This is a genomic window from Desulfosediminicola ganghwensis (assembly GCF_005116675.2).
Classification (GTDB): domain Bacteria; phylum Desulfobacterota; class Desulfobulbia; order Desulfobulbales; family Desulfocapsaceae; genus Desulfopila; species Desulfopila ganghwensis.
Map to the genome: position 1 here is coordinate 152720 of NZ_CP050699.1, position 23151 is coordinate 175870.

Here is a 23151-nt window from a genome sequence, read left to right on the forward strand (position 1 = left end):
GCATTATCCAGAGCAAAAAAAAAACCGGTGAGATTTTCATCTCACCGGTTTTTACTCTTGGCAGAAGTATGAATTTTTCAGCAATTCACAAGCGAACTTAACCGTTCAGGGCATTACGGCCATCATCGGTGATGGAATATTTGCAACGAACCGGACTTTCAACCAGTCCCTTCTTTTTTAAAGCCGTAATACGACAGCTGATAGCCTTACTCTCAAGACCGGTTGCCGCGGCTATATCTTTGGAGCCACACGGCTCTGCACTGTTGGCCATTGCCTCGAGAATCTGTTTTTGCTCATCGGTAAGTGGTTTGCATCCGCAACTCATTGGACTTTCTCCTTAAATTTTAGTTCTTTCTGACACTTCGGGCAAATCCCTGCAACTTCAAGGCGATAGCCTTTTACGGAGTATCCATCCGTGTTTTCCCAGTCTATCGATCCCAGTTTGTCCCTGTCCAGCTCCAGGTTATCAACCCGGTGGCATTTAACACAACAGATGTGATCGTGTTCGCTTACATCATAATCAAATCGTTTTTGCCTACCACTGATCTCCAGCTTGGCAATGATGCCAGCACCTGATAACACCTCTAGATTTCGGTAAACAGTTGCAAGGCTTATGCGAGGCATGACCTTTTTCACCCTCTCGTACAGCTCATCCGCCGTGAGATGCTGTTTGCTCTCCCGCAGTTCGCGAAGGATGATCTCCCTCTGGTTGGTCATTCGTAGCTGCATAATCCCCTCTTAATGATAATTAATATCATTTGTAAACGATAACTGTTCTCCGGTCAATATTTTTTTTCACCAAACTGTTATCGTCTGGCCAAAGCTCGAACCAGGACATATATTCCTGTGTGGTGTAGTGTTCTGTTAATCTTGAATATTTTTTATCGGCACATTTGATCTTTCGCCAAGAATGCTGATATCATTATACATAAACCTCCATCCAGACTCAAAACCCGTCTATTGGCCATGACAACTCTGCTTCACGTTCGTAATCTGAGAAAAGTGTTCAAAGAAACTGTCGCGGTAAAAGATGTCTCTTTTACTGTCAGCCAGGGAAGGTGCTTTGGCCTCCTTGGGCCAAATGGTGCTGGAAAAACTACTTCCATAGAAATAATTGAGGATATAATCCCACCAACATCAGGTGAAATTCTCTACAGAGGTTCTCCGCGCACAGCTTCGTTCCGTGAAGAGATAGGCATTCAGTTTCAACACACCTCCCTTCTCAACTTTCTCTCTGTCAAAGAGACACTACGCACTTTTCAAAAACTTTTTGCTCAACCGGAAGATCTCGATACGCTCATCAGGCTTTGCGAACTCAAACCGATAATCAACCGTGCCAACAACAAACTCTCAGGTGGCCAGCAACAACGCCTGATGCTGGCACTGGCATTAATCAACAAACCAAACCTGATCTTTCTCGACGAGCCGTCAACCGGCCTTGACCCGCAATCAAGACGAAACCTCTGGGCAATCGTGGAGAAGATTAAAGCAGAAGGCAAAACTGTGATCATGACCACCCACTCCATGGAAGAAGCCCAGTATCTCTGCGATGATATCGCTATCATGGATCAGGGTGTGATTATTGCCCGGGGCACTCCGAGAGAGTTGATCAATACCCACTGCAGGACAACAACTCTTTCTCTGCCTACTGAAAATCTGAGTGGCCTTGAATCGCCCGACCTGAGCTGGCACGAACGAAACAACCGGGCAGTTATCCATACCGATAATATTGACTCGCTACTGCAGAAACTGAACACGAATGCCGTCAGCTTGAATGGTATGAACATCCACACCCCAACCCTGGAGGATGTCTTTCTCCATCTCACCGGCAGAACCTTAAGGGACTGAAACACGAGATACGGGAAAAATTGCCATGCACCTACCCAGCTTTCAGCGCATATGGGCCTTGTTCGTTGCCCGCAATCATGAATTTTTCAGGGACAAAGCCGCCTTCGGCTGGAACTTCGCTTTCCCGTTCCTGCTCATAGTTGGCATCGGCCTGGTCTTCAACCACAAAGATTTGCAACACTTCAAAGTTGGGGTCTTCCCGGTCAGTTCGGACGCTGTTGAATTAGCTGAAACCACAATCCCCAAACCCTTTTATGAGAGTGAACACCTCACCTTCATTCCCATGGCCAGTTATAAAGAGGGAGAGCGTAAGCTAAGCCACCACAAGATTGACCTGCTGCTTGATGCAACCTCACGCAACCACACCTACTGGATAAACGACTCATCCCCCAGTGGTGCCCTTGCCGAAAAGATCTTCATCGCCTCATTCCTTGCAGCTGACGAGGTGGCTGATAAACAGTTGATCGAGGGAGAACAGATACGATATATTGACTGGCTCTTCCCGGGGATTCTGGCCATGAACATGATGTTTTCCGCGCTTTGGGGGGTCGGCTATGTGGTCGTCCGGTATCGTAAAAACGGTACCTTAAAACGACTCAAGGCCACTCCTCTCACCGCCTTTGAATATCTCACGGCGCAGATGCTCTCCCGAATTTTCCTGCTGATGTTCACCCTGCTGATCGTCTGGCTCGGGGCTGACCTGATCTTTAACTTTCAGGTGCAGGGTTCCTATCTGCTGTTGGCATTCATCTTTTTACTTGGAGGTCTGAATCTCTCTTCTATCGGCTTGATTCTGGCCGCGCGTGGAACCAGCGAGGAATTCACCAGTGGCGTGCTCAACTTTATTTCCCTGCCAATGATGTTTCTCTCTGAAGTGTGGTTCTCCCTTGAGGGTTCACCACGCTGGGTACTGATGCTCTCTGACCTCTTCCCTCTCACCCACCTGCTGAGGGCAGCGAGAATGGTGATGAGTGAAGCTGCAACATTGAGACAGGTACAATGGGAATGTGCGATTTTACTTTTTTCTACACTGATCTTCCTGTCTATTGCTGCCAAAATTTTTTCATGGAATGAATAGATGCAGCAATTCGTCAGCAGCCAATTCTCAACGACAACAATTCACCTGGAACAGATATAGATATATGGAACGATTTTCAAGAACTCAGCGCTTATTGGGCAATGACAGTTTTGGTCGCCTGCAAAACAGGAGCGTGACCGTGGTCGGCCTCGGGGCCGTCGGAGGTTATGTGGTGGAAGGGTTGGCCCGCGCCGGCGTCAGCAATCTCAGAATTGTCGACTTCGACACCATCCAGCCCACCAATATCAACAGGCAGATCCTGGCCCTGGAAACCACGCTTGGCCGCCCTAAAGCAGAAGCCGCCCTGGAACGGATAAAGGCGATCAATCCTTCCTGCAACGTTGAAAGCCTGCAGATGTTTACCGCCGAAGAGACTCTGGAGGCAATTCTCTCCCCCCGGCCGGATCTGCTGATCGACGCCATAGACTCACTCAACCCCAAAGTCCAACTGCTCGTCGGGGCCTACCAGCGTGCCATTCCCACCCTCTCTTCCATGGGTGCGGCGTTACGGACAGATACCACTAAAATACGTATCGGTGATATATTCGAGACCACTGTCTGCCCCCTTGCCAAACATGTACGCAAACGCCTCCGCCGCCGTGGAGTAGGTAAAGGAATACGCTGTATCTATTCGAACCAGAAGGTTGATTTCGATTATACTCAGGAAAATGAGGAATCCAGGGTTGGCGAAACACCGCATTCAGATCGGGGGCGGGAGCGCAATGTGCTGGGCAGCCTGCCTACTATTACCGGTATTTTCGGATTGACCATCGCCAATGAGGCAATCACCATACTCGCCTCCGAAGAAGGCCCCTATTTTACTGGAGATCGCTTATGATACGACTTTTCGTCGCCTACGATATGCCTGACGATGTCCGTATGCTGATATGCGGCATGGGAGCGACTATTCCCGGTGCCAGGGCGGTGCCCGCTGAGCAGCTGCACCTCACCTTGAAATTCATCGGTGATGTGGAAGGGAGCATGCTGGCCGACATTCGTCGGGCACTCGCACAAATTTCCACACCACCGCTGATTATCAGTCTGCGGGGTGTAGGCCATTTCCCTCCCCGGGGCAATCCCAGGGTTCTGTGGTGCGGTATCTCTCCCGAGATGGAGACCATTCAGCTCCGCAACTCCATCGAGAAGTCACTGGCCGACATCGGCATACCCCGGGAGCGACGAAAATTCTCCCCCCATGTAACCCTAGCCCGCTTGAGAAACAGCCCGCTGAAACGGGTAACGCAGTTCCTGGCAGGTAACAGCATGTTCGAAACCCCGTCTTTTCGTGTCGATACCTTCCGCCTCTACTCAAGCTCCCTCTCACATGGAGGGGCCGTTCACACAGTGCAGGCAGAATTCCCCATGACAACCGCCCACCCAGACGAACTGTAGCAACTTCACCAAGCCGGGAATCGGAGCAGAGATACGCTTTTTCTATTTCGACAAAATGGCCCCGAACGATACTGGCTAGCGACGTTCCCGCCGCAAGGAAGAGTATTGCAACACCACCATCGCCAACAGTACCATGCCGACTCCAGGCAAAGTACCCACTGGTGGTAAACCCTTGCCCAGAAAAAGATCGATCAGCAGCACCAGCCCCGGATAGAGATAGGAATAGGCCATTGCCCGGGTCGCGCCGATATGGGGCGTACAGTATTGAGTGAGAAAGAACGTGATGATCGTGGTAAACACTGCCAGATAGAGAAGAGCCCACCAGACCATTGACCGGACTGATCCCAAATCAACAGCCAGCAACTTGTTTGCACCGAAAATCAACAGCCAGACAGTCCCGGTGACCAATACCCAGAAGGTCATCAGCAGCATTGACTCGCCACGATACAGAAATTTGACCAGGGGGGTGTAGAGAGCCATGGAAAAACAACCGAGCAAAAATATCACGTCACCCTTATTCCAGGCCATAGCAAAAAGCAGCTGGAGATCGCCTCTGAAGATTACCCACAAAGCCCCGGCAAGCCCCAGTACCAGTGCAATACGTTGAGGCCGCCCCAGCCGCTCCCGCACCAGGAGTATGGCAAAAACTCCAGAAATAGCTGGTACCAGGGTGAAGATAACGCTGGTGTTCAGGGCGCTGGTATATCTCAGCGCGAGAAACATGCACCAGAAGAACAGCACCAGACAGCTGCTGATAATTGCCGAGCGACCGATGAGCGACCAGTTTGGCCGCAAGCTATGTCGCAGGTAAATGACAGGGGTCAGCAGGATGGAAGCAATGAGGAAGCGCAGCAGGGTCAACACCACAGGGTCAAGATCACCCGCGATAGCCTCCCCCACTGTAAATGATGTGGAAACAAGCGTAGCGCTGATCACCATCAGCAGATGGAGAACCGGCCCGGGAGGTGCAGTATCAGACACAATCAACTACCTGGAGTACACTTCGCTCGTTTCACTATCTTGATAATACGCGTTCAATCAGGATTGCGGAGGGGTAAATTTTACATCCTGGCCCTTGGTATGCTCCAAGGTCTTCATGGCTGTAGCCACCATTCCTGAAACGTCTGTAAGGTTACCCGGAATGATCATGGTGTTATTCTCTTTGGCAAGTTTACCGAATTCATCGATATACTTTTTGGCTACTTCCAGATTTGCCGCCTCGGTTCCGCCCGGACAGTTGAGAGACTCAGCGACCCTGCGGATACCCTCTGCGGTTGCCTCGGCCACTCGCAGGATTTCCTGGGCACGGCCTTCAGCCTCATTAATCCGTTTCATCTTCTCACCTTCTGAGAGAGAAATAGCCTCGGCCTTATCACCTTCCGCCTGATTGATAGTGGCCTGTTTCTCACCTTCGGATCTGGCAATTTCAGCACGTTTTTCACGCTCGGCTTTCATCTGCTTTTCCATGGCTTCAAGCACGGTGCGCGGCGGCTGGATATCCTTGATTTCGTACCGCAGTACCTTGACACCCCAGTTTGATGCCGCCTCATCCAGTGCATCCACAACCTGGGCGTTCAGGGCTTCACGCGCCTCGAAAGTCGAATCGAGAGTGATCTTACCAATTGCGGAGCGCAGGCTTGTCTGGGCCAGCTGGGATGCGGCAAAGTGGTAATCTTCGATTCCATAGGCTGACATCTGAGCATTAACCACCTGCAGATAGAGGATACCATCCACCTCCAGGGTCACGTTGTCTGCGGTGATACAGGTCTGCGCCGCAATATCAATCGGCTCTTCTTTCAGGTTTCTCCTATAGGCAACCTTATCCAGAAAAGGGATAAGGATATGGAAGCCGGCTCCGAGGGTGGCCCGGTACTTACCAAGACGCTCAATCACGAATTCCGAACGCTGGGGAACAACCACCGCGGTCTTCACCAGTATAACCACAACCACTGCCAGTAAAGCGACTAAGAAGACAAGATTTTCCATTATATCGTTTCCTTGCTGACACCTTACGGATCAGCCATTAGTTTTTTCAGTTTGTTCTTTATTTTCAACAACGGGTTTGACAACCATCACCAAACCATCCTGTTCAACAATTTCCACGATCCTTCCGGCCTCGATCGGTTCATGTGCCCGGGCTCGCCAGGTTGTACCGGAATATCTGATCTTCCCCTCAGCGGGCGGCACTATCCCGGTTTCTACCGTCACCAGCTCTCCCTTTGCCGCATGGGGCTCATCGACGAAAGAGTTTTCACTGTCACCGGTAAAGGCTCGTTTGACAAAACGCCTCAACAGCACCAGTGAGAGCAGAGAAAAAATTATAAAAATGAGCAATTGCCCATTCAGGCTCACCTCAAAAACCAGGCAGGCCAAGCCAGTGGCGAGGGCCCCGAGGCCAAAAAAGAAGATAACAAAACCGGGGACAGCCAATTCAAAAAGCAACAGGCCGAGACCAACCAGGCACCAGACCAACCACGGAGAAAGAACCTGCATGTTCAACATTCCTCTAAAGCGAGCCGCCGATTCCGGCGGCATCTATGAACTTTCTTGTATTATGCACCTATTCAGCGGTTAGTCAGCAATTATCTCTTTGGGGATAATCGTTTGATAGACCACACCGAAAAGCACCACACTCATCGGAGCCACCCAGATCAGGCCAATGCCAAGAGGAATAGCTGCAAGAAAAGAGATCAGGCCAAGCAGCAACATCAGCGCGAAAAACTTCCACCAGACTTTATGGATTGCCTTGCGCGAAGTTTCAAGAGCCTGCCAGGGAGACAGCTTCTTATCCACGACCAGGGGCAAGGCCAGAGCATATCCCACGGTAAGGTAAATGCCTGGCAAAACCAGCAGCAGATAACCAATAAACAGCAAAATCAGTGACAGCAGCCAGGTAACAATAACTTTACCAGCCACCTCAAATCCACTGAACAGATCCTGCCAGCGGATATCGCCTTCTTTCAAGCGCTTAACGCCCATATATATGAGTCCGGCGGTAAGGATGGTTGAGACAACACCTGAGCCCAATTGGCCAATCACGGTAACGGCGATGTTGACATTACCCTCGGGAATCAGCCAGGCAAGACCGGTAACCATACCATCTATAGCTGCAAGCACCAGAATATTAATGAGAATCGCCAGCCAGATCTGACCTTTCACTCCGTTGGTCTGCTCCCAGGCCTCTTTGAGGCTACCGAGGATGGGAAGCTCTACTTTTCCCTGATCCCCGGCAGAAGTTGCGGAAACTCCTCTGGTCGCCTGCGCTACATCCTCAATCGGCTCATCAAGGTCGTTCTTTGCGGCGGCCCCTTGATGAATTACAGCAGGTGACGGCATGATTTCGTCCTGCCCGGGCTCTTCCAGGACTTCGGGGCCGGCCTCCAATAGTATATCGCCAGCCTCACCGGTTTGTTCCAAGGCCTCGTCTGCTGCCATTTCAGATGCTGCTTCCGCGGCGATATCGTTCTGCCCGCCGCCCACCTCCGCTTCCTTTGCAGGGGCAACAGGCTGATCGGACACCATTTCAGGGACAGCCTCGAACTTCGATTTACATTTAGGGCATGATAATGTCCTACCCATATATGCATCATCAACAGAACCGCTTACCCCGCAGTGGGGACATCGCATCTTCATTTGTTGCACTCCCAAAGTATTGCCAGATAATTTTGACAATTCCTGCCGTTACGACTTCATCACCAGGCTCAGCACCTTTGACTGCAAGGCTTGAAACCCATTTCTATCTAAGATGGCCGCACATTGACAAACGAACCGTGAACCATGTATAGTTTTGGTTAGAGACTACAAAAATATTCTGTAATTACAAGATATTTCAGAAGAGCGACTGAATTGCATCACCATGAAAATTATACTGATCGCCGTCATGGCAACCAACAGGGTTATCGGCAGAGACAACAAGCTTCCCTGGCATATCCCGGAAGAGCTGCACTTCTTTAAGAAAACCACCATGGGACACCCGGTGGTCATGGGACGGCTTACCTATGAATCCATTGGTGCCCCACTGCCCGGCAGACAGAATATCATCGTCAGCAGTAACCCTGATTATACCATTGAGGGAGCCGATACCGCCACCTCACTTGATAAGGCGATAACGTTGGCGGATAATAGTGAGAAGCTTTTTATTCTTGGGGGATACAGAGTTTTTAAAGATTCACTCAAGTTTGCAGACAACATTATCCTTTCGATACTCGACCGCGAAGTTGAGGGAGATATCTACTTTCCTGATTTTTCAGACGACGAGTGGCAGGAGATCGCCCAGGAACGACATGATGCCGGGAAAGAGCCCTTCACGGTTCACTATTACCAGAGGATTCCACCTGCCGCCTGAGCAACCGGGAGCGAATCTTTTACGCGTCAGAATTCGCCTTTTCCCCAACAACCAATAGCCTCCATATCTCTATTGGCCGCTCGCTTTTGCTGCTCCCGACCCGCTAGAATGCCCCAGCTGCCACGCATCCTCCTGATAGTGTCTCCTTCACTGCTGGCCGCCCCTCACCCAGCTGTTGTTTTTCTCGACATATTTCAACTAATTTCCTCCACCTGCCGTCCGACATCATAATCCTCTCAGCTTAGTCGACTTGTTATACCGAGCTCACCAATCTAGTACTTTTTTTACCCTTTTGGATAATTGTTTCTGAATGTGGCATTGCTACAATTAGTTCTATAGGCGGGATATTCTCTACATTCCAATTCACCCATATCCACCCGGAAATTTTTAAATAAATCTCTCAAAAGGTGTATCATGGAAAATTCTTCCCATCAGGCTGGTTCACGAAAACTCTTCATCTCTCTTACCGCCCTGTTCATTCTCACGGTGCCCATTGCCTCCCCGGCATCCGACAACTCGGTCACTACATATGTGGTTGGTGGCTCCAACTCTTTCGACCTGGCCCAGACAGGTGATCTCAACCAGGCCTCCTCCTGGCAAATCGGATTTGGTCAGGATATCAACATCAACCAGCTTGGCCGCGACAATACAGTCGGCTCCCAAGCTGCTCCGGTCGTGCAACTAGGCTTTGATAACAGCCTAGACATCGCCCAATACGGATTCAACAACTCGGTCAATGGCTCCCAGGTTGGTTACAGCAATACGGCGATCTTCGTCCAATACGGACTGGCCAACAGTCTCGACTTCTCTCAGCACGGTGTCGGCAACTACATGGATGCCACGACCCACGGTTACGGTATCAATCTGGATCTCAGCCAGGCCGGAAACGGCAATACCCTGAATGTACATTTAGGCGGCAGCAATATAGAACTGGGAATTTCCCAGCAAGGAGGAGCGACGGCCACGGTAACCGGCAACTGAGGTAGCATCGGGGGCTATTGCAAGGCTCGTAATGAGCAATTTATCTACATCAACAAGGGGGATTAATTCCATGATGAAAAGAAAAATATTTGCGACTGCGGCAGCACTCGCCTTAAGCACAGCGGGGTTTGTCGCAGCATCAGACAACAACACAGCTGATGTCTACAGTGAAGGTGGGTATAACACGGCAACCGTCAACCAGGTTGAGTACAGCTATAATAACTCTGCCACGATCGACCAGCTGGGTTTTTTAAATAACGCTCAGATAGATCAGGAGTACACCTATAGCGCCACTGCTGAAATTTCGCAGGAAGGAGTCGGCAACCTCGCAACAATCGGCCAGTACGGTGCAAGTCTTAGCGATGCATCAATTGGTCAGCTGGGAATATTCAACCAGGCTGAGATACTTCAGCAGGCTGCCTTCGACTCCAGCGCCTCCATCGAGCAAGCGGGCCTTGGCAACACCGCATTCATCCTGCAGACCTTCTCGCTGTTTGATGAGGCCGAAATATCCCAGGCTGGTGTTGCCAATGATGCGACTGTGGTGCAATACGGCTCGTACACCTCAAGCGGGGCAATTGACCAGGCTGGCAACTTCAACGTTGCCAACATCTATCAGCTCGCCTCTGCTGGTTCCATGGCCGAAGTCGTCCAGATGGGGAATGGCAACCAGGGCAATATCGTCCAGTTTGCCTCCCTAAATGATGAGGCAAGAATTCTCCAGTCTGGTGACTTCAACTACGCGGCCATTGCCCAGGCATTTTCCTACGACAATGAGGCGCTGATCGAGCAGTACGGTACCATGGATGTCTCGACCATAAACCAGTCTGGCGCCAATAACAGCTACGCCTATATCTACAATGACAGCACATCATTCGAGAACCGGGTAGAAATCACTCAGCAGGGCGACTCACACTATGCCACCGCCTCTACCTACTTTGGTCCGGGCAGCACCATCACCATCAACCAGTACGATTCCGGCAATACCGCCACCGCCACCTCGGTAGGCGCGTACAACACCATCACCATCAACCAGGGCTCGCCATAACAGCCTGATATACCGCCCCCCTCCTACCGCTTGTCTTCCAGCAGCATCGGGAGGGGGGACTTTGCGTAACGATCACACCTTCACAGCAATCACTTGCCTTCTGCCCCCCCCCAATCTCATCGCGGCATAACGTTTGCTTCTCGATGAGCAGTATTCTCCATTCAAAAACTGATATGCGGGGAAATGGTTTTCCCCAACAGAATTCTGCAGATACTGCTTGTCCTGGTTCACCGAGGCAAACAACGCGATCGTCACAGTCGATTGAAATATCATCATTTTTCAAGAATGCTATCACGATTAGAGAACATCTTGGACAATACAGCCACGGGCAGCCATTACCACGACTACAGCTCATCTCAATTCCTGGTTCCGAGATACTTTTGTGAACTGAAGAAAAATCTGGGCTAGCAGCTACTACTGGCTACTACCAGGCCACCTTCCAACTGCGGGCGGCAAGAGAGAGTTCGACCACTTCAAACCGCCTCATCGAAAAATAACAGTTCAGGATCAAGTTGCAGCGTAGTGCACAGCTGAACGCATGTATCAGATGATTACTCTAATTCATTTGATTAGGACCTACAGTCGAGGCAACGTCATGTCGGCTCCTCAAGTGCCAGCCGATGGACTTAATACTCGACAACATTTTATATTCCACCTAGTTGTCAACTCCATCTAGCGCCGACCCACCAGGATAGGCTGTAGGCACTAATAATATTGACAGTACCTTTTGCCTAACATAAACTAATACTACCTTTTGAGACGATATCACGCGCCGCTCAAACTGCGTGGGATACATTGTTGTAGTTGATGAAAAATACGTGCGATTGAAAATCATCCGAATTCATTACTTAACTTTTTGCTGAGCAATGTCCGGATTGAGGGGAGAGGGGCTAAATGGTGCAGGAGGAGCAGGGGACCCGTTAATAGTGAGCGAGAGTTGACAGCTATTTTCAGCACGACTCGGCCAGGAACTCGTCTTACGCGGGATATAACCTTATCAGTGACAGGCTATAGGACAAGACACCAATCGTTCTAACACCATATTCGACCATGAGATATGCCACAACAAGCCATCATATACTTTCCGCTCCCTTCTAACCTGATGGACGATCTGTTGAAATTCTATCTTAAGGATCATTTCAACGAGCAGTGTACCGTTACAGACAGTTTCGACACCGACTCACCCAAGGTGCACACATATTTAATGTACGACTTCTTGGAAATTCACCGGAACCCAAATGACAGCAGTACCAGTTTGCACGAATACCCATACCATGCTGAACCTCGGGTTCATTACATTGTCGTCAACATGCAACCCGGCACTGAAGACAGCCTCTCCCGCTTTCTGCACCTCAACAAAGTAAGGGGAATCTTTTATAAAAATGATCCGTTGGATGTCCTCCACAAAGGGTTGCATACCATTTTGCAAGGTGAGGTATGGGTCCCCAGGAAGGTCCTGTTGCAATGGATGAATTCGTCCGAAAAGATATCTCCGGCCAGCCAGCCCCAACAGGTTCTCAGCTCACGGGAAATGGTTGTGCTGAAACTTCTGGCAGCCGGTAAGTCGAACCAGGACATTTCTGAAGAACTGTGCATCAGTACCAATACGGTAAAAGTACATCTCTACAATATGTATAAAAAGCTCAAGGTCTCTAATCGTATCCAGGCAGTTCGGTGGTTTTCTGATTATTCCGGAGGGTAACTTGTGGGAAATTACTGCACACGCGATCGGGCTTTGCGGATTTGGTCTTTCCACAAAAGAAAACAGTGCTTACGGCCAGAAAGACGGGCAGGACCGATGATGGTCGTATTCTTGTTTATCGCATTGTCTCTTCTTGTTCGGCCGCCCTGCACTGTAGCTCAAGATGTCGAAATCGGTGCACTGGTGATCAACAAAACCATCACCCGCCTTGGCGATGATTTTTATGATGAATTTACTAATAGATGGGATCCTCCGAAACAACTCGGGCCAATGCATATTTCTATTCAGGAGGCACCAAGCGCTCGCTGGGGGACCATCATAGCTGTTTTCGTAGGAAGTGAACGGTATTTCGTCACCAGGGTTTCCTCACGCCAGGTGGATATCGAGGAAATTGCGGAGGCTGCAGTAAAGCAGGTCACCATCACCCTCATCAGGCAGCATCTGCTCAGGATACAAAACGGAGAAAATGGCGACCTGGTGGGAGATGGCCTGTAACCACTTTACAATCAACAAATAACCAATAGGGGAGTATTATGAAGAAGACACGAATGGCAGGTATTCTGATCGGTATCTTCCTGGGGTTCAGCTGTGCGGTGGTGCAGGCTGAGCAACTGAATTTTCGGTTTATTAACCCAAGATTCGGTGGGAGCCCGCTCAACTACGCCTGGCTCCTTGAGTCAGCCTCTATTCAAAACGATAATGAAGTTGATCTGCTTGATGAATTTGAAGATAACCTGAACAGATCTATTCTCAACACCCTCGCCAGCCAGATCGTCCGCTCCGCCTTTGGCGACTTTGGTGATGAGCTACAGCCCGGCAATTATTCGATCGGCAAGTACAACATTAACGTCTCTACTGGAAGCAACATTCAAGTGGACATTGTCGACCAGACGAACGGATCATCTACCTCCGTGAGTGTTCCATACTATTAAAAGGAGAATCATTAAAAGGAGAGAGCCGTGAAAAAGATACTGACAACTGTAACCTTCCTTGCCTTGACAGCACTTCTGTCATCCTGTGCCGGGCCGATGACTGAAACCATGACCCCAGCTCAGCTGGGTTTCAAGACCCGTGCCAGTGAGGACCTGCTCAATCTCCCCAAGCCGAAGGGTAAGGTTATCATTGCCGTATACAAATTCAGCGATCAGACCGGACAATACAAGCCTCATCCAACCAGTACATCTTTCAGCACCTCGGTCACCCAGGGAGCCACTTCCATGCTGCTTGAAGCACTCAAAAAGAGTGATTGGTTCATACCTGTTGAGCGCGAAGGCCTGAACAACCTCCTAACAGAAAGAAAGATCATCATGGCCAAGCTCAAAGCTGAAGGCATGGAAAACGCCTTACCGAAATTGCTTCATGCTCCTGTGCTGCTGGAGGGTGGCATCATCTCTTATGAACACAATGTCTCCACAGGAGGCTTAGGCGCAGCCCATCTCGGAATTAGTGGATCGACCCAATACCAGAAAGACCAGGTGGGGATTTACCTGCGGGCTGTCGATGTGCAACGGGGCGATGTACTGCTGGCCGTGTCAACCACCAAATCGATACTGAGCTTTGAGGTGAGGTTTGGCTATTTCAAGTTCATAGAAATTGATGAAATCGCCGAAGGGGAAGCGGGCTACACCAGAAATGAACCACCTCAGCTCTGTGTATTAGAGGCAATGGAGAAAGCGGTGATGAGCATGATCATCGAGGGCATTCTGGAGCGTAAGTGGGAACTGGAAAATCCGGAGGACATCAGGCACCCGGTCATCCAAAAGTACCTGGAAGAAAAAGGCATTGAAGCACCCGAGACAATTTACAACCAATACCTGGCAGGTGCTTGAGTTAGCCAGGGCCCAGAGGGGAAAGGGAGTAGTTATAACTCTTTTTCCTCGGGACCAGCCTTCTCTCTCGGTAAAAACCCTCCACCACTCTCGAGTGGTGAGGAGGTTGAACCAAACTATGCCGGCTACAAATCTCGCACAGTCAATGGCTGGCCCCCCACAACACAGAACCTTAACTATCCGGCCCACCACAGCCAGCTACCATGAGCCACCTCATCGCCATACTTCTCGTAGCAGCGCAACTCAGTTTCGCAGCAACAGCGACCTGCGGGGACACTCCCCACCGGGGCAGCCTGAAAATAGAATTAGTTGACAACAATATCCTGCTGGTGCGGGGAGTTTGTCTTTCCACCCTTGCCGGACAACAGCTGCAATACAGTTTCACGGCCAAAAAGTCCGGTTCAGCCGGCACCGCCACCAGCAGCCAGAGCGGATACTTCATATCACGGCAGGGTGAAGCGCTTGAGCTCTGCAAAACCCGGCTGAACAGCCAACAGGGAGACCTCTTCCGATTTTCCCTGAAAATCTATGATCAGAACGGGGAAATATTCGTCGTTGAGGAAAAGTTTGAGGTTCTCTGAGCACGACTGTCACCTGGCTGCTGTCTTTATGCCGGCTCATGAAGCCTCGACTCGGCTTTCAGCTGACGTTGCAACTGTCCTGGCCGTCGATTCGCCTTGCTCAGGTAGGTGTCCTGTAGCTGGCCGTCTCTTCTGGCTAACCGCCAGCCCGGATATGTCACCAGCCCAGCAAGCCCTTGTAGCTGCAAGGTGCCCCAGCCAACCGCTGGCCGGGGAAAAGCGGTTTTCTTGCGCGGGTGCTTAGATGGTGGGGAATGTTTCCTTATGTGGTGCAATAGCCGCGCCAAGCCACTGAATTGTCTCTCCAAGATTTTTCATATTAGTCAGTCCTTCCGCATCGTCACGAACTTCTCCTTTGTCACGGCCAATTCCCAGGTTCCAATAGGTAGAACCTGGAATAATCATCTGATTCATCAGGAACATATGATTAATGGTGTCGTATACGTGGGTCGCTCCGGCCCTACGCACAGCAACCACAGCAGCACCGATTTTGCTTCTGAAAATCCTGCCGTTGGCCAGGGCAACATAGCCGGAACGGTCAAGTAGAGCCTTCATCTCGGCACTTACATCTGTAAAGTAGGTGGGAGAACCCAGAATAAGCGCATCCGCCCTTACCATCTTCTCCATAATCTCGTTAAAAATGTCCTTGCTCTGGATACATTGCATATTCTGCGTCTCATGACACTTGCCACAGGCAAGACAACCGCGTATTGCCTTACCGCCCACCTGAACCAATTCTGTTTCCCAGCCAGCTTCCTGGAGCGGCTCAAGTGCTGTACTCAAAAGAATCTCGGTGTTACCGCCCTTTCTTGGACTTCCGTTAACAGCTAATGCATACATAATATTTTCCATAGGTTGTGTGTTATTACCGTTGATAAGCGTCGACATAGTTGAACTTCTGCACTGGTCGACTATAGTTCACGCCCACACCACAAACAAGTACTGTCTTTTTGCGCCGGTACTTACACCATGTATAGTGCAGAGAAAACAAATGACCGAATCAACGTGCAAAATCAAGCAGTTAGGGGACAAGACATATAGATGTTATTTTGAACTCACCCTGCAGGTGATTGGTGGCAAGTGGAAACCGATCATCCTCTACCAACTGGCAATACATGGTGTTTTACGTTTTGGGGAGTTACGCAGAGCGATCCCCGACATTACCGAACGAATGTTAACCAGGCAGCTGCGAGAGTTGGAAAAGGATGGCGTCATTCACCGAGAGGTATACAAGCAGATACCCCCCAAGGTTGAGTATTCATTACTTTTTGCAGGCGTTCAGCTTATCCCCGTTCTACTCAGCCTCCGCAAGTGGGGTGCGGACTACGAACACCATCATCCCGAAGCCCCAACCCTGCCAATATCAGCAGAGCATGAACCGGTATCTCCACCCCGGATAGCACTCATGTATCAGGATCAATTGAATAACTGAGTTCACTTTTTGGCAGATGCCGGCATTGAAGTTCACCCCAGCCATGCCGGCATCTATCAGTTACAACAGTAATCCGTACTGATTTGCTGCTGATTTTCACCATCGCTGCGCCAGGCCTGTCCGAATATAGTGGCAGCCTCGTCCTTCGTCCCTTCAACACATCGATATATCGTCCTTCCTGCCACAATCTATTTGATCTTCATTGAGTTCGCATTTCATCATTCCCTTAATTAATACAGATACCTAACACATATACCTATAGATATCACCCTGTAGTATACCACTCTGTATCACATATTATTACGATATTTCAATTATTTACACAGCGTAGGACTTCTCTATTTTAGACTTGCATTTACTCCTATAGCGTGGTATCTCGGAATTGTGCATAAGAAAAGAACAGGCCATATACAGTTTTTTATCTTGTGCAATTTGAGCCAGGTTGCACCCTTCTCGGCACAAGCAGGTGCAAGGGGTGAACCAATTAGTATCAGTGGTGTTTTTCTGAAAGTAGTTATGCTACAAGGAGTATCCAGTGAACGAGGAGGCCTCAATGAAAGATCTGATGTACAATGTGGAAGTAAATGGCAAGCAATACACTCTTACGGGTGAAGGTCAGCTGACAGACATGAACAGCTGGGACAATGACATCCTTAAGTGGCTCGCTGACAAAGCTGACATAGAGCTGAAAGAGGAGCATCGCGCCGCACTCCTCTATATACGCGATAACTATATGTCACGCGAGAGGTATCCTGTCGTTCGGCTTGTGGCTGACCACCTCGGACAGAAATATGGGGCAGATCAGGGGACGCCTAAATTCTTTTACGATCTCTTTCCCAAAGGCGTTGGCCAGGCAAGCACCCTCGCAGGCATTCCTGTGAAAGAACTCTGTTTCTGATTTTTGCCAGGCATAGATCGGCACCAGAACCGATACATTAAGCAATCGGAAGCCGGTCCATCAGCCGTATCTCCTCCTAAGTTTCCCCGCGCCTGATTTTCACTGGGGAAACTTTTTTCGTTTATCCATCCTGATTTCAGTTAAATACCTTCCGACACCCTGCCTCACCACTGAAATATCAACGACCCGGCTTCTCTTTTTTCTCCTCAGGCGCTAAAATTGTTTTGGGTGTTGCATTAATCACTTTTTATGCTCACTTACAACCTGTGCGCTCCCTCACCTGTTTGCAAATGACGTTTCTGCCAATGACTGTATCGAGGGTCGCCCGGACCGTTGAGGCATGCTGTCAGAGTCGATTGTGACCCAGTCGTCGCCGGCTGCACAGTTCGCCCAAGAAAATGCATTGTTTCAGCTTGTCTAACCTTCACCAACAAGGAGACGTGATGCCAGAAAGCGTATACAAAATTATAGAATTGGTTGGCTCCAGTCCTTCCTCATGGGAAAAAGCCGCAGAAAATGCAGTAGAATCTGCCGGACTCAGTATTCGTGACCTGCGTATCGCAGAAGTAACCAAGCTAGACATGAAACTTGATGAAAACGATGGCCTCTGCTACAGGGCCCGTCTCAAGCTTTCATTTAAAATCCTGTCGGAATAGTCCGGGCTTAGCGACCAGACTACGTTCAAGCCAAGGGCCGGCCATCAGCTGTAAGTGAACAATCTTCCATGTACGCACTCCACTTTGCGTCGATAGAAAGTTACGCCTCCTTCACCCCATTCTTCCCACATCTAATTTCCCTGGTATAATTGAGATGATAGCTCCAAAGCACCATGAGGCAGCCAGGATTTCTGCAGCGAAATCCTGGCTGCCTCATGGGTCGATACTCAATTACACCCTTCTCAGAAAATGCACCCAATGAATCCAGACATACGCCATACAAAACCGGACCAGGAGTTTTATACCAGTGAACGATGTCACATAATTGAAATATCAAACTGCAGCAACGATAACGAAGCGTCTATAGCCAGGGCACGCGTAGAGCCGGGGATAACGACTGAGTGGCACCAACTTACAGATATTACAGAAAGATATCTTATCATATCAGGTACAGGCATGGTTGAAATCAAGGGGTTGAAACCCACCCAGGTTACTGTGGGAGATGTTGTCGTCATACCTGCCTCCACGCCTCAGCGCATAACCAATACCGGTGATGACGAACTTCTTTTTTATGCGATCTGCACGCCCAGATTCATCCCGGATGCATACATCAGTCTTGACGGAAAACAGTGAATTCTCAGCATCGATCACTGGCAACAACCAGCCAAAAGTGGTAAAGCGAGTCTCGCGACTGCATCCTTACCACGATCTATCTAATTACCCGCCTTGTACTCCACGGGCAATTACGCTTTGAAATCAATAGTTTTATCTTGGAGATATCGTTTGAAACTTTCTCAACAGGCTCAAGGTCTGCTCATCACCACCGCCGGCGTTCTGGCAATTTCCCCGGATACCCTCCTGGTGCGACTTCTTGAGCTCGAAAAGTGGTCTCTGCTCTTTTACCGGGGAATTATCATTGCTACCTGCCTGACCCTGTTCACTGTCTGTGTTCACCGCCGAAAAGCTGTTCAGCAATTTCGCAGCATTGGCATACCCGGACTCTTCGTCGCCCTGCTCTTTACCGGCAGCACAACCTGCTTCGTTATCTCTCTCTATTACACCAGTGTCGCAAACACCCTTATCATTGTAAGTGCTTCCTCGATGTTTGCAGCGCTCTACAGCAGGGTATTCATGAAAGAAACCGTCGCCCTGCGTACCATAATCACCATGCTGGTCGTGATAGGGGCAATTGGTTATATAGTCCAGGATGGTATCGGCAGCGGCTCTCTGCATGGCGATCTGCTCGCTACCTGCAGTTCCATGTTCATGGCTGGCGCATTTACGCTTACCAGGGTCTCCCGGTCCCGCAACATGATCCCGGCATCTGCTCTTTCGGGGCTGATCACCGCAACCATCGCGTTCTTTCCGGCAACATTTGTTCTGCTCGACTTACAGACATGTGTTTTACTTGTTACCCTCGGCATCTGCCTTGCCACCGCCTTTGGCCTGTTAACCGTTGGACCTCGCTATATCTCTGCCCCGGAGGTCAGCCTCCTGATGCCACTTGAGACAGTGCTGGGACCATTGCTTATCTGGTGGGTTATCGGAGAACAGCCTGGGAATACAGCCATTACAGGTGGCATTGTGGTGGTTGGCGCGCTGACCATCCATTCCCTGCTCAGCCTTAAACGCACGGCGCGACCAATCCATTAAAGCGCAGAGAGCAACTCACTCAATCTGCCATAACCGTAAGAGTCATGGCAGTTTGAGAGATTCAGATTTTAAATGAGGAAGGCATTTCCGGCATAGCACCTTTCTGGGAACAGACCCATGCCGCCACTCGGTTGGCCTTTTCGTTGATGTCATCCAGAGAGTAATTATTCAACAGACTGATAACTGTTGCTGCGGTAAAAGCATCACCTGCACCGATGGTATCACCTATATTTTCCGTTCTGATTCCAGGGTGATCCGACACTTCCCCCCGACGTACCAGCAAACTGCCGCGATCTCCACGGGTCAATACTGCCAGGGTGAGGTCATGTTTTGCAACCAGCTGGTCGAGAATCTCTTGTTCACTGCCGGAGATTGCAGCCATCTCTGCCAGGATCTGCAACTCGTCATCATTGAGTTTAATAATATCAGCTAACGCAATCGACCCCAACACCACTTCAGCTGAATAGAAATTCTGCCGCAGGTTGATATCAAAAATCTTCAGCGCCTTTTCCGGCAACATCGACAGGTAATCAGTAAGCACCCGTCGCGAATGCTCCCCACGCTGCACAAGGCTGCCAAAACACACACCATCCAGCCGCGAGGCCAGTTCGGCAGCCGCGTCATTGATTGCCAGATGATCCCAGGCAATATCGTCCGGGAATTCATAACTGGCAACACCGGCCCCATCAACCCGGGCAAGCACATACCCCGTGGCATACCCCTTTATTGTGGTGATACAGGAGGTTGGCACCTTCCGTCGACTCAACTCAGCAAGGGCCCTGCGGCCTCGCGTATCATCACCAATTGTCGATACTGCGTACCCCTCCGCTCCCAGCATGCTCGCATGGTAGGCAAAGTTAATTGGCGCTCCTCCCAATTCTTCACTATCTCCTACAATATCAAATAGAATTTCGCCTACTCCTGCAATAACCGGTCGCTCCATGATCACTGACTCTCCCAATTGCTTGTGCCATGTCGGGTTACCTTTTAATCTTCTCTGGCAACAGACATTTTTCAAATCGTTTTTTAGCCTTATATCCGCCTGTTTCAGTTGTACCTGGCAACAATCACCAAGACAAGTTCTCAAGTAAGAAAATAACGGCCAAGGGCAACCAACACCATTCCTACAGCGACGGTACCAAAAAAAGATTTGAACTTCCAGGCCACCAGGAATGTGGGCAAGGCCACCAGTAAAAAGAGATTCTCATCTGATATATTCAGCGTGCCCTCCGGGCAGAGCAAGCCCGGAGCCAACAGCGCAGCCAGCACCGTTGCCGGCACAAAACTCAGCCACCTGCCGATCCAGGGAGCAAGGTTTCTTCCTGAAAGGAGCAACATCGGCAACACCCTGGGCAGGTACGTTACCAATCCCATACCGACAATTGTCATGAAGATGATCGACTGGTCCATTGCTCCACCCCTAGGCCGACGGTCGAGGCAATGACCGTTGCGGCAATAACATGAAATTGTTCAAAACCAAGCAGAAACAGAGATACCGACAGTAGCGCCGCGAGGGCTGCCATCATCAGGTAAACCGGCTTCACCAACTGTGGCACCAGCAGCGCGATAAACATCGCGGGCAAAGCGTAATCAAGCCCTATTGGTCTGACGTCCGCTATCTGGCCACCGGCAAAATACCCAAGCACCGAGCCGATTACCCACGATGACTGGGCGGTGATATTCACCGCAAAGGTCTCGGTCAACCGCGGCATCTCCCCCTTCATACGCATGGTGTGCAAGGCAAAGGTTTCGTCAGTCAGCTCATAGCCGAAAAAAGCGATCTGTCTCTTTTTCCACCCTTTCAGTTTGGGGGCCAAAGCCGCTGACATCAAAAGATGGCGCAGGTTAACCACAAAGGTGGTCATAATAATCGCCAAAGGAGCCACTCCCGCGCCGAACAGGCCTGCTCCGATCAACTGAGCACTGCCTGCAAAGACGATTAATGACATCCCCACGGCATTCACTACGCCAAGGCCGCTCTTCTGTGCCAGAACACCATATGCAAAACCGACCGGTATATAACCAAGCACTATGGGTAACGCCTGGCGGAATCCACTTAACAACGCTGACTTCACAACTCCTCCACCTGTTATTTATTGTTAACGACACACTTCTTTTCCTTATTAAAACAGCTCAGTCTCAAAGGAACAGATACAGCTTTCCTGAAAATTAGCCAGTACAGTCGTTTGCAGGCAAGCGAAACATCAAGAGTAAAAGCTCAAGTTGTGGTATGTTTGCCACCGATTTAACCGGAATTTGCAATGAACCTGCCCCGTATTGTGCTTTTAGCTGAGGACAATGCTTAACTATCTTTTTTCCATACATACCGCTATGAGAGCCCTCTCTTCACGACATACTTTTTCCTATAAATACGTATACTTGTCTCTTTGGATGTGCGGGTTTGCGCTGGGTGCCAAAGACGTTCTGCTAACCGGCTCATCCGACCCAAGGTTCATGCAATACATTGTTATCTGGGCACTATTTTCCATTTTTATCTATTTCTGTACCGGTTCAATCAAGAAAGTCATTATCAAAGATCAAACACTCCTGGTTTCCAACTACATTACCGACAGGCAGATACCATTGGCCGATATCCAGTCCATAGGCGGATCATCGTTTATGAGTCCTAAGCAGGTGTGGTTCACCCTCAAAGGTTCAGGCACGTCCAGTGTGAAAATCAGCTTTATTCCGGTGGGAAAACGAGTGCGCGGACCAGGGAAACATCCCATGGTCAAAGAGTTGGCTGAAGAATTGAATATTGAAGTAGCAGGTTGAGTTTCAGGAACTACCGGCGGGGGGGGAGAGAAAAGCCTGAACCTGAATTTTTCATGAGGGGCTCCACGTACCTATTCGCCCTTCCGGGCAGGGGAAGCAGTGCGCATTATCTGTCACGCTGAGTTTTTTTTACAGCAATCCTTTTGATAAGGGCACACCCGCTGTGGAATGCGCCCTTATCACTAGTCTTGCTTCTTTGACAATCCATTAAAAAACTGCAACAGCCGCTGATTGGTACCAAAAAGGTGATCCCGCATAAAAAGCCGTGCTTTTTCAGGATCTTGATCTTTTATCGCCTGATAGATCCCCTCGTGTTGCTCCCATACTGTTACAATACGCTCTTCACTGGAGATAAAGCCATTCAGTACCGGCTCAAGGAATTCACGGGCAAAATCAAAAATGGCTTTGAGGGCATGCGCGCGCAAAAAGTTATGAGAAGCTCTGGCAATGGCTAAATGAAAAGCGATTTCATTTTCCCAGGTAAAGGATTTGCCTGAGGTCTCCTTAAAAGCCTTCAAGGCGAGGTGGATCTCCTCTAGGTCCTCTTCCGTACGTTTTTCCGCTGCCTCCCTGGCCGACGACTGCTCAATACTGCGGCGAACCTCATACAAATCGACAATACGCTTCTGGTCCACCTCCATGATTTTTTTAAGAGGACTAAGGGGAACCGCTGCGTCCATGTTCTTTACATAATTTCCCTTACGCTTTTTAATCTCTATAAAACCGAGCGTTTCCAAGGTGTTCAATGCTTCGCGCAGTGAAGACCGGCCTACTCCGAACAACTCGGTAAGTCTTCTTTCACTTGGTAGCTTTTCCCCCGGAAGCAACCTGCCTTCAGTTATCAAATCAATCAACTGAGAAACAATCTTATCTGAAACTTTTTCGACCTTTACTTCCCTAAACACATCGTCCATGCATATTCCAATATTTTGA

29 protein-coding genes are annotated in these 23151 nt (G+C 49.7%); 18 read left to right on the forward strand and 11 right to left on the reverse strand.

The genetic code is table 11. The annotated features are described in order from the left end of the window. Window positions 1-97: 97 nt before the first annotated feature. Both FCL45_RS24440 and FCL45_RS24445 read right to left on the reverse strand, forming a co-directional pair. A complete protein-coding gene (locus FCL45_RS24440) occupies window positions 98-325 on the reverse strand; it encodes a LexA family protein (RefSeq protein ID WP_228721418.1) in 228 nt (75 codons plus the stop codon). Further along, window positions 322-729, reverse strand: coding sequence for a Fur family transcriptional regulator (locus FCL45_RS24445; protein WP_228721419.1), 408 nt, complete (start codon window positions 727-729; stop codon window positions 322-324). Before FCL45_RS24445 ends, FCL45_RS24440 begins: the two co-directional genes overlap by 4 nt. A gap of 237 nt (window positions 730-966) precedes the next feature. Between FCL45_RS24445 and FCL45_RS00650 the strand changes: the two genes are divergently transcribed. The 4 genes from FCL45_RS00650 to thpR all read left to right on the forward strand — a co-directional run bounded on the left by FCL45_RS00650 (window position 967) and on the right by thpR (window position 4318). Then, a complete protein-coding gene (locus FCL45_RS00650) occupies window positions 967-1848 on the forward strand; it encodes an ABC transporter ATP-binding protein (protein ID WP_136795378.1) in 882 nt (293 codons plus the stop codon). Window positions 1849-1873: 25 nt separating this feature from the next. Next, on the forward strand, window positions 1874-2926 hold the full coding sequence (locus tag FCL45_RS00655; RefSeq protein WP_136795379.1) for an ABC transporter permease: 1053 nt from the start codon (window positions 1874-1876) through the stop codon (window positions 2924-2926). Between the two features lie 64 nt (window positions 2927-2990). Beyond that, window positions 2991-3764, forward strand: coding sequence for a tRNA threonylcarbamoyladenosine dehydratase (locus FCL45_RS00660; protein WP_136795380.1), 774 nt, complete (start codon window positions 2991-2993; stop codon window positions 3762-3764). After that, a complete protein-coding gene (gene thpR / locus FCL45_RS00665; RefSeq protein ID WP_136795381.1) occupies window positions 3761-4318 on the forward strand; it encodes an RNA 2',3'-cyclic phosphodiesterase in 558 nt (185 codons plus the stop codon). The genes FCL45_RS00660 and thpR overlap by 4 nt, the downstream gene beginning before the upstream one ends. Window positions 4319-4393: 75 nt before the next feature. On the opposite strand, the gene FCL45_RS00670 is transcribed toward thpR, so the two are convergent. The 4 genes from FCL45_RS00670 to FCL45_RS00685 all read right to left on the reverse strand — a co-directional run bounded on the left by FCL45_RS00670 (window position 4394) and on the right by FCL45_RS00685 (window position 7951). Then, window positions 4394-5299: a DMT family transporter gene (locus FCL45_RS00670; RefSeq protein WP_136795382.1), complete on the reverse strand. Its 906-nt coding sequence runs from the start codon at window positions 5297-5299 to the stop codon at window positions 4394-4396. A 57-nt stretch (window positions 5300-5356) separates the two neighbouring features. Next, complete coding sequence (locus tag FCL45_RS00675; RefSeq protein ID WP_136795383.1) at window positions 5357-6304, reverse strand: SPFH domain-containing protein; 948 nt, start codon at window positions 6302-6304, stop codon at window positions 5357-5359. Between the two features lie 30 nt (window positions 6305-6334). Next, the gene (locus FCL45_RS00680) at window positions 6335-6811 is read right to left on the reverse strand and encodes an NfeD family protein (RefSeq protein ID WP_167495622.1); all 477 of its coding nucleotides are present in this window, start codon (window positions 6809-6811) and stop codon (window positions 6335-6337) included. Between the two features lie 78 nt (window positions 6812-6889). Further along, window positions 6890-7951, reverse strand: coding sequence for a zinc ribbon domain-containing protein (locus FCL45_RS00685; RefSeq protein ID WP_136795385.1), 1062 nt, complete (start codon window positions 7949-7951; stop codon window positions 6890-6892). Between the two features lie 223 nt (window positions 7952-8174). On the opposite strand from FCL45_RS00685, the gene FCL45_RS00690 reads away from it, so the two are divergent. From FCL45_RS00690 to csgH, 8 genes are all read left to right on the forward strand, one after another. Then, the gene (locus FCL45_RS00690; RefSeq protein WP_136795386.1) at window positions 8175-8663 is read left to right on the forward strand and encodes a dihydrofolate reductase; all 489 of its coding nucleotides are present in this window, start codon (window positions 8175-8177) and stop codon (window positions 8661-8663) included. 414 nt (window positions 8664-9077) lie between these two features. Continuing rightward, entirely contained in the window at window positions 9078-9644 is a 567-nt protein-coding gene (locus FCL45_RS00695) for a hypothetical protein (RefSeq protein ID WP_136795387.1), read from the forward strand. Between the two features lie 70 nt (window positions 9645-9714). Next, window positions 9715-10692, forward strand: coding sequence for a hypothetical protein (locus FCL45_RS00700; RefSeq protein ID WP_167495623.1), 978 nt, complete (start codon window positions 9715-9717; stop codon window positions 10690-10692). A 1057-nt stretch (window positions 10693-11749) separates the two neighbouring features. Further along, window positions 11750-12394: a helix-turn-helix transcriptional regulator gene (locus FCL45_RS00705; protein WP_136795389.1), complete on the forward strand. Its 645-nt coding sequence runs from the start codon at window positions 11750-11752 to the stop codon at window positions 12392-12394. A 96-nt stretch (window positions 12395-12490) separates the two neighbouring features. Beyond that, window positions 12491-12889, forward strand: a complete 399-nt coding sequence (locus tag FCL45_RS00710; protein ID WP_136795390.1) for a CsgE family curli-type amyloid fiber assembly protein — start codon at window positions 12491-12493, stop codon at window positions 12887-12889. A gap of 38 nt (window positions 12890-12927) precedes the next feature. Then, on the forward strand, window positions 12928-13326 hold the full coding sequence (locus FCL45_RS00715; protein WP_136795391.1) for a curli assembly protein CsgF: 399 nt from the start codon (window positions 12928-12930) through the stop codon (window positions 13324-13326). 27 nt (window positions 13327-13353) lie between these two features. Then, window positions 13354-14223, forward strand: a complete 870-nt coding sequence (locus FCL45_RS00720; protein ID WP_136795392.1) for a CsgG/HfaB family protein — start codon at window positions 13354-13356, stop codon at window positions 14221-14223. Window positions 14224-14426: 203 nt separating this feature from the next. Beyond that, window positions 14427-14804: a curli-like amyloid fiber formation chaperone CsgH gene (gene csgH, locus FCL45_RS00725; RefSeq protein ID WP_136795393.1), complete on the forward strand. Its 378-nt coding sequence runs from the start codon at window positions 14427-14429 to the stop codon at window positions 14802-14804. A 240-nt stretch (window positions 14805-15044) separates the two neighbouring features. On the opposite strand, the gene FCL45_RS00730 is transcribed toward csgH, so the two are convergent. Further along, window positions 15045-15644 (reverse strand): flavodoxin family protein, encoded by a 600-nt coding sequence (locus FCL45_RS00730; RefSeq protein WP_136795394.1) that lies wholly within the window; start codon window positions 15642-15644, stop codon window positions 15045-15047. Between the two features lie 151 nt (window positions 15645-15795). On the opposite strand from FCL45_RS00730, the gene FCL45_RS00735 reads away from it, so the two are divergent. The 5 genes from FCL45_RS00735 to FCL45_RS00755 all read left to right on the forward strand — a co-directional run bounded on the left by FCL45_RS00735 (window position 15796) and on the right by FCL45_RS00755 (window position 19443). Continuing rightward, window positions 15796-16236, forward strand: coding sequence for a winged helix-turn-helix transcriptional regulator (locus FCL45_RS00735; protein ID WP_136795395.1), 441 nt, complete (start codon window positions 15796-15798; stop codon window positions 16234-16236). A 553-nt stretch (window positions 16237-16789) separates the two neighbouring features. Further along, complete coding sequence (locus tag FCL45_RS00740) at window positions 16790-17134, forward strand: TusE/DsrC/DsvC family sulfur relay protein (RefSeq protein ID WP_136795396.1); 345 nt, start codon at window positions 16790-16792, stop codon at window positions 17132-17134. A 443-nt stretch (window positions 17135-17577) separates the two neighbouring features. Further along, on the forward strand, window positions 17578-17790 hold the full coding sequence (locus FCL45_RS00745) for a dodecin family protein (protein WP_136795397.1): 213 nt from the start codon (window positions 17578-17580) through the stop codon (window positions 17788-17790). Window positions 17791-18048: 258 nt separating this feature from the next. Next, window positions 18049-18423: a cupin domain-containing protein gene (locus FCL45_RS00750; protein WP_136795398.1), complete on the forward strand. Its 375-nt coding sequence runs from the start codon at window positions 18049-18051 to the stop codon at window positions 18421-18423. Window positions 18424-18573: 150 nt separating this feature from the next. Then, window positions 18574-19443, forward strand: coding sequence for a DMT family transporter (locus FCL45_RS00755; protein WP_167495624.1), 870 nt, complete (start codon window positions 18574-18576; stop codon window positions 19441-19443). A 61-nt stretch (window positions 19444-19504) separates the two neighbouring features. On the opposite strand, the gene FCL45_RS00760 is transcribed toward FCL45_RS00755, so the two are convergent. From FCL45_RS00760 to FCL45_RS00770, 3 genes are all read right to left on the reverse strand, one after another. Then, window positions 19505-20386, reverse strand: coding sequence for a PfkB family carbohydrate kinase (locus FCL45_RS00760; protein WP_136795540.1), 882 nt, complete (start codon window positions 20384-20386; stop codon window positions 19505-19507). A 140-nt stretch (window positions 20387-20526) separates the two neighbouring features. Beyond that, window positions 20527-20853: an AzlD domain-containing protein gene (locus tag FCL45_RS00765; protein WP_136795400.1), complete on the reverse strand. Its 327-nt coding sequence runs from the start codon at window positions 20851-20853 to the stop codon at window positions 20527-20529. Continuing rightward, window positions 20829-21518 carry an AzlC family ABC transporter permease gene (locus FCL45_RS00770; protein ID WP_217907637.1) on the reverse strand — a complete coding sequence of 230 codons (690 nt, stop codon included), beginning with the start codon at window positions 21516-21518 and terminating at the stop codon, window positions 20829-20831. Before FCL45_RS00770 ends, FCL45_RS00765 begins: the two co-directional genes overlap by 25 nt. Window positions 21519-21741: 223 nt before the next feature. Here FCL45_RS00770 and FCL45_RS00775 point away from each other — a divergent pair, with 223 nt between their 5' ends. Next, window positions 21742-22218 (forward strand): hypothetical protein, encoded by a 477-nt coding sequence (locus FCL45_RS00775; RefSeq protein ID WP_136795402.1) that lies wholly within the window; start codon window positions 21742-21744, stop codon window positions 22216-22218. A 182-nt stretch (window positions 22219-22400) separates the two neighbouring features. Here FCL45_RS00775 and FCL45_RS00780 read toward each other — a convergent pair whose 3' ends face one another. Further along, window positions 22401-23132: a FadR/GntR family transcriptional regulator gene (locus tag FCL45_RS00780; RefSeq protein ID WP_136795403.1), complete on the reverse strand. Its 732-nt coding sequence runs from the start codon at window positions 23130-23132 to the stop codon at window positions 22401-22403. Window positions 23133-23151 lie beyond the last annotated feature (19 nt).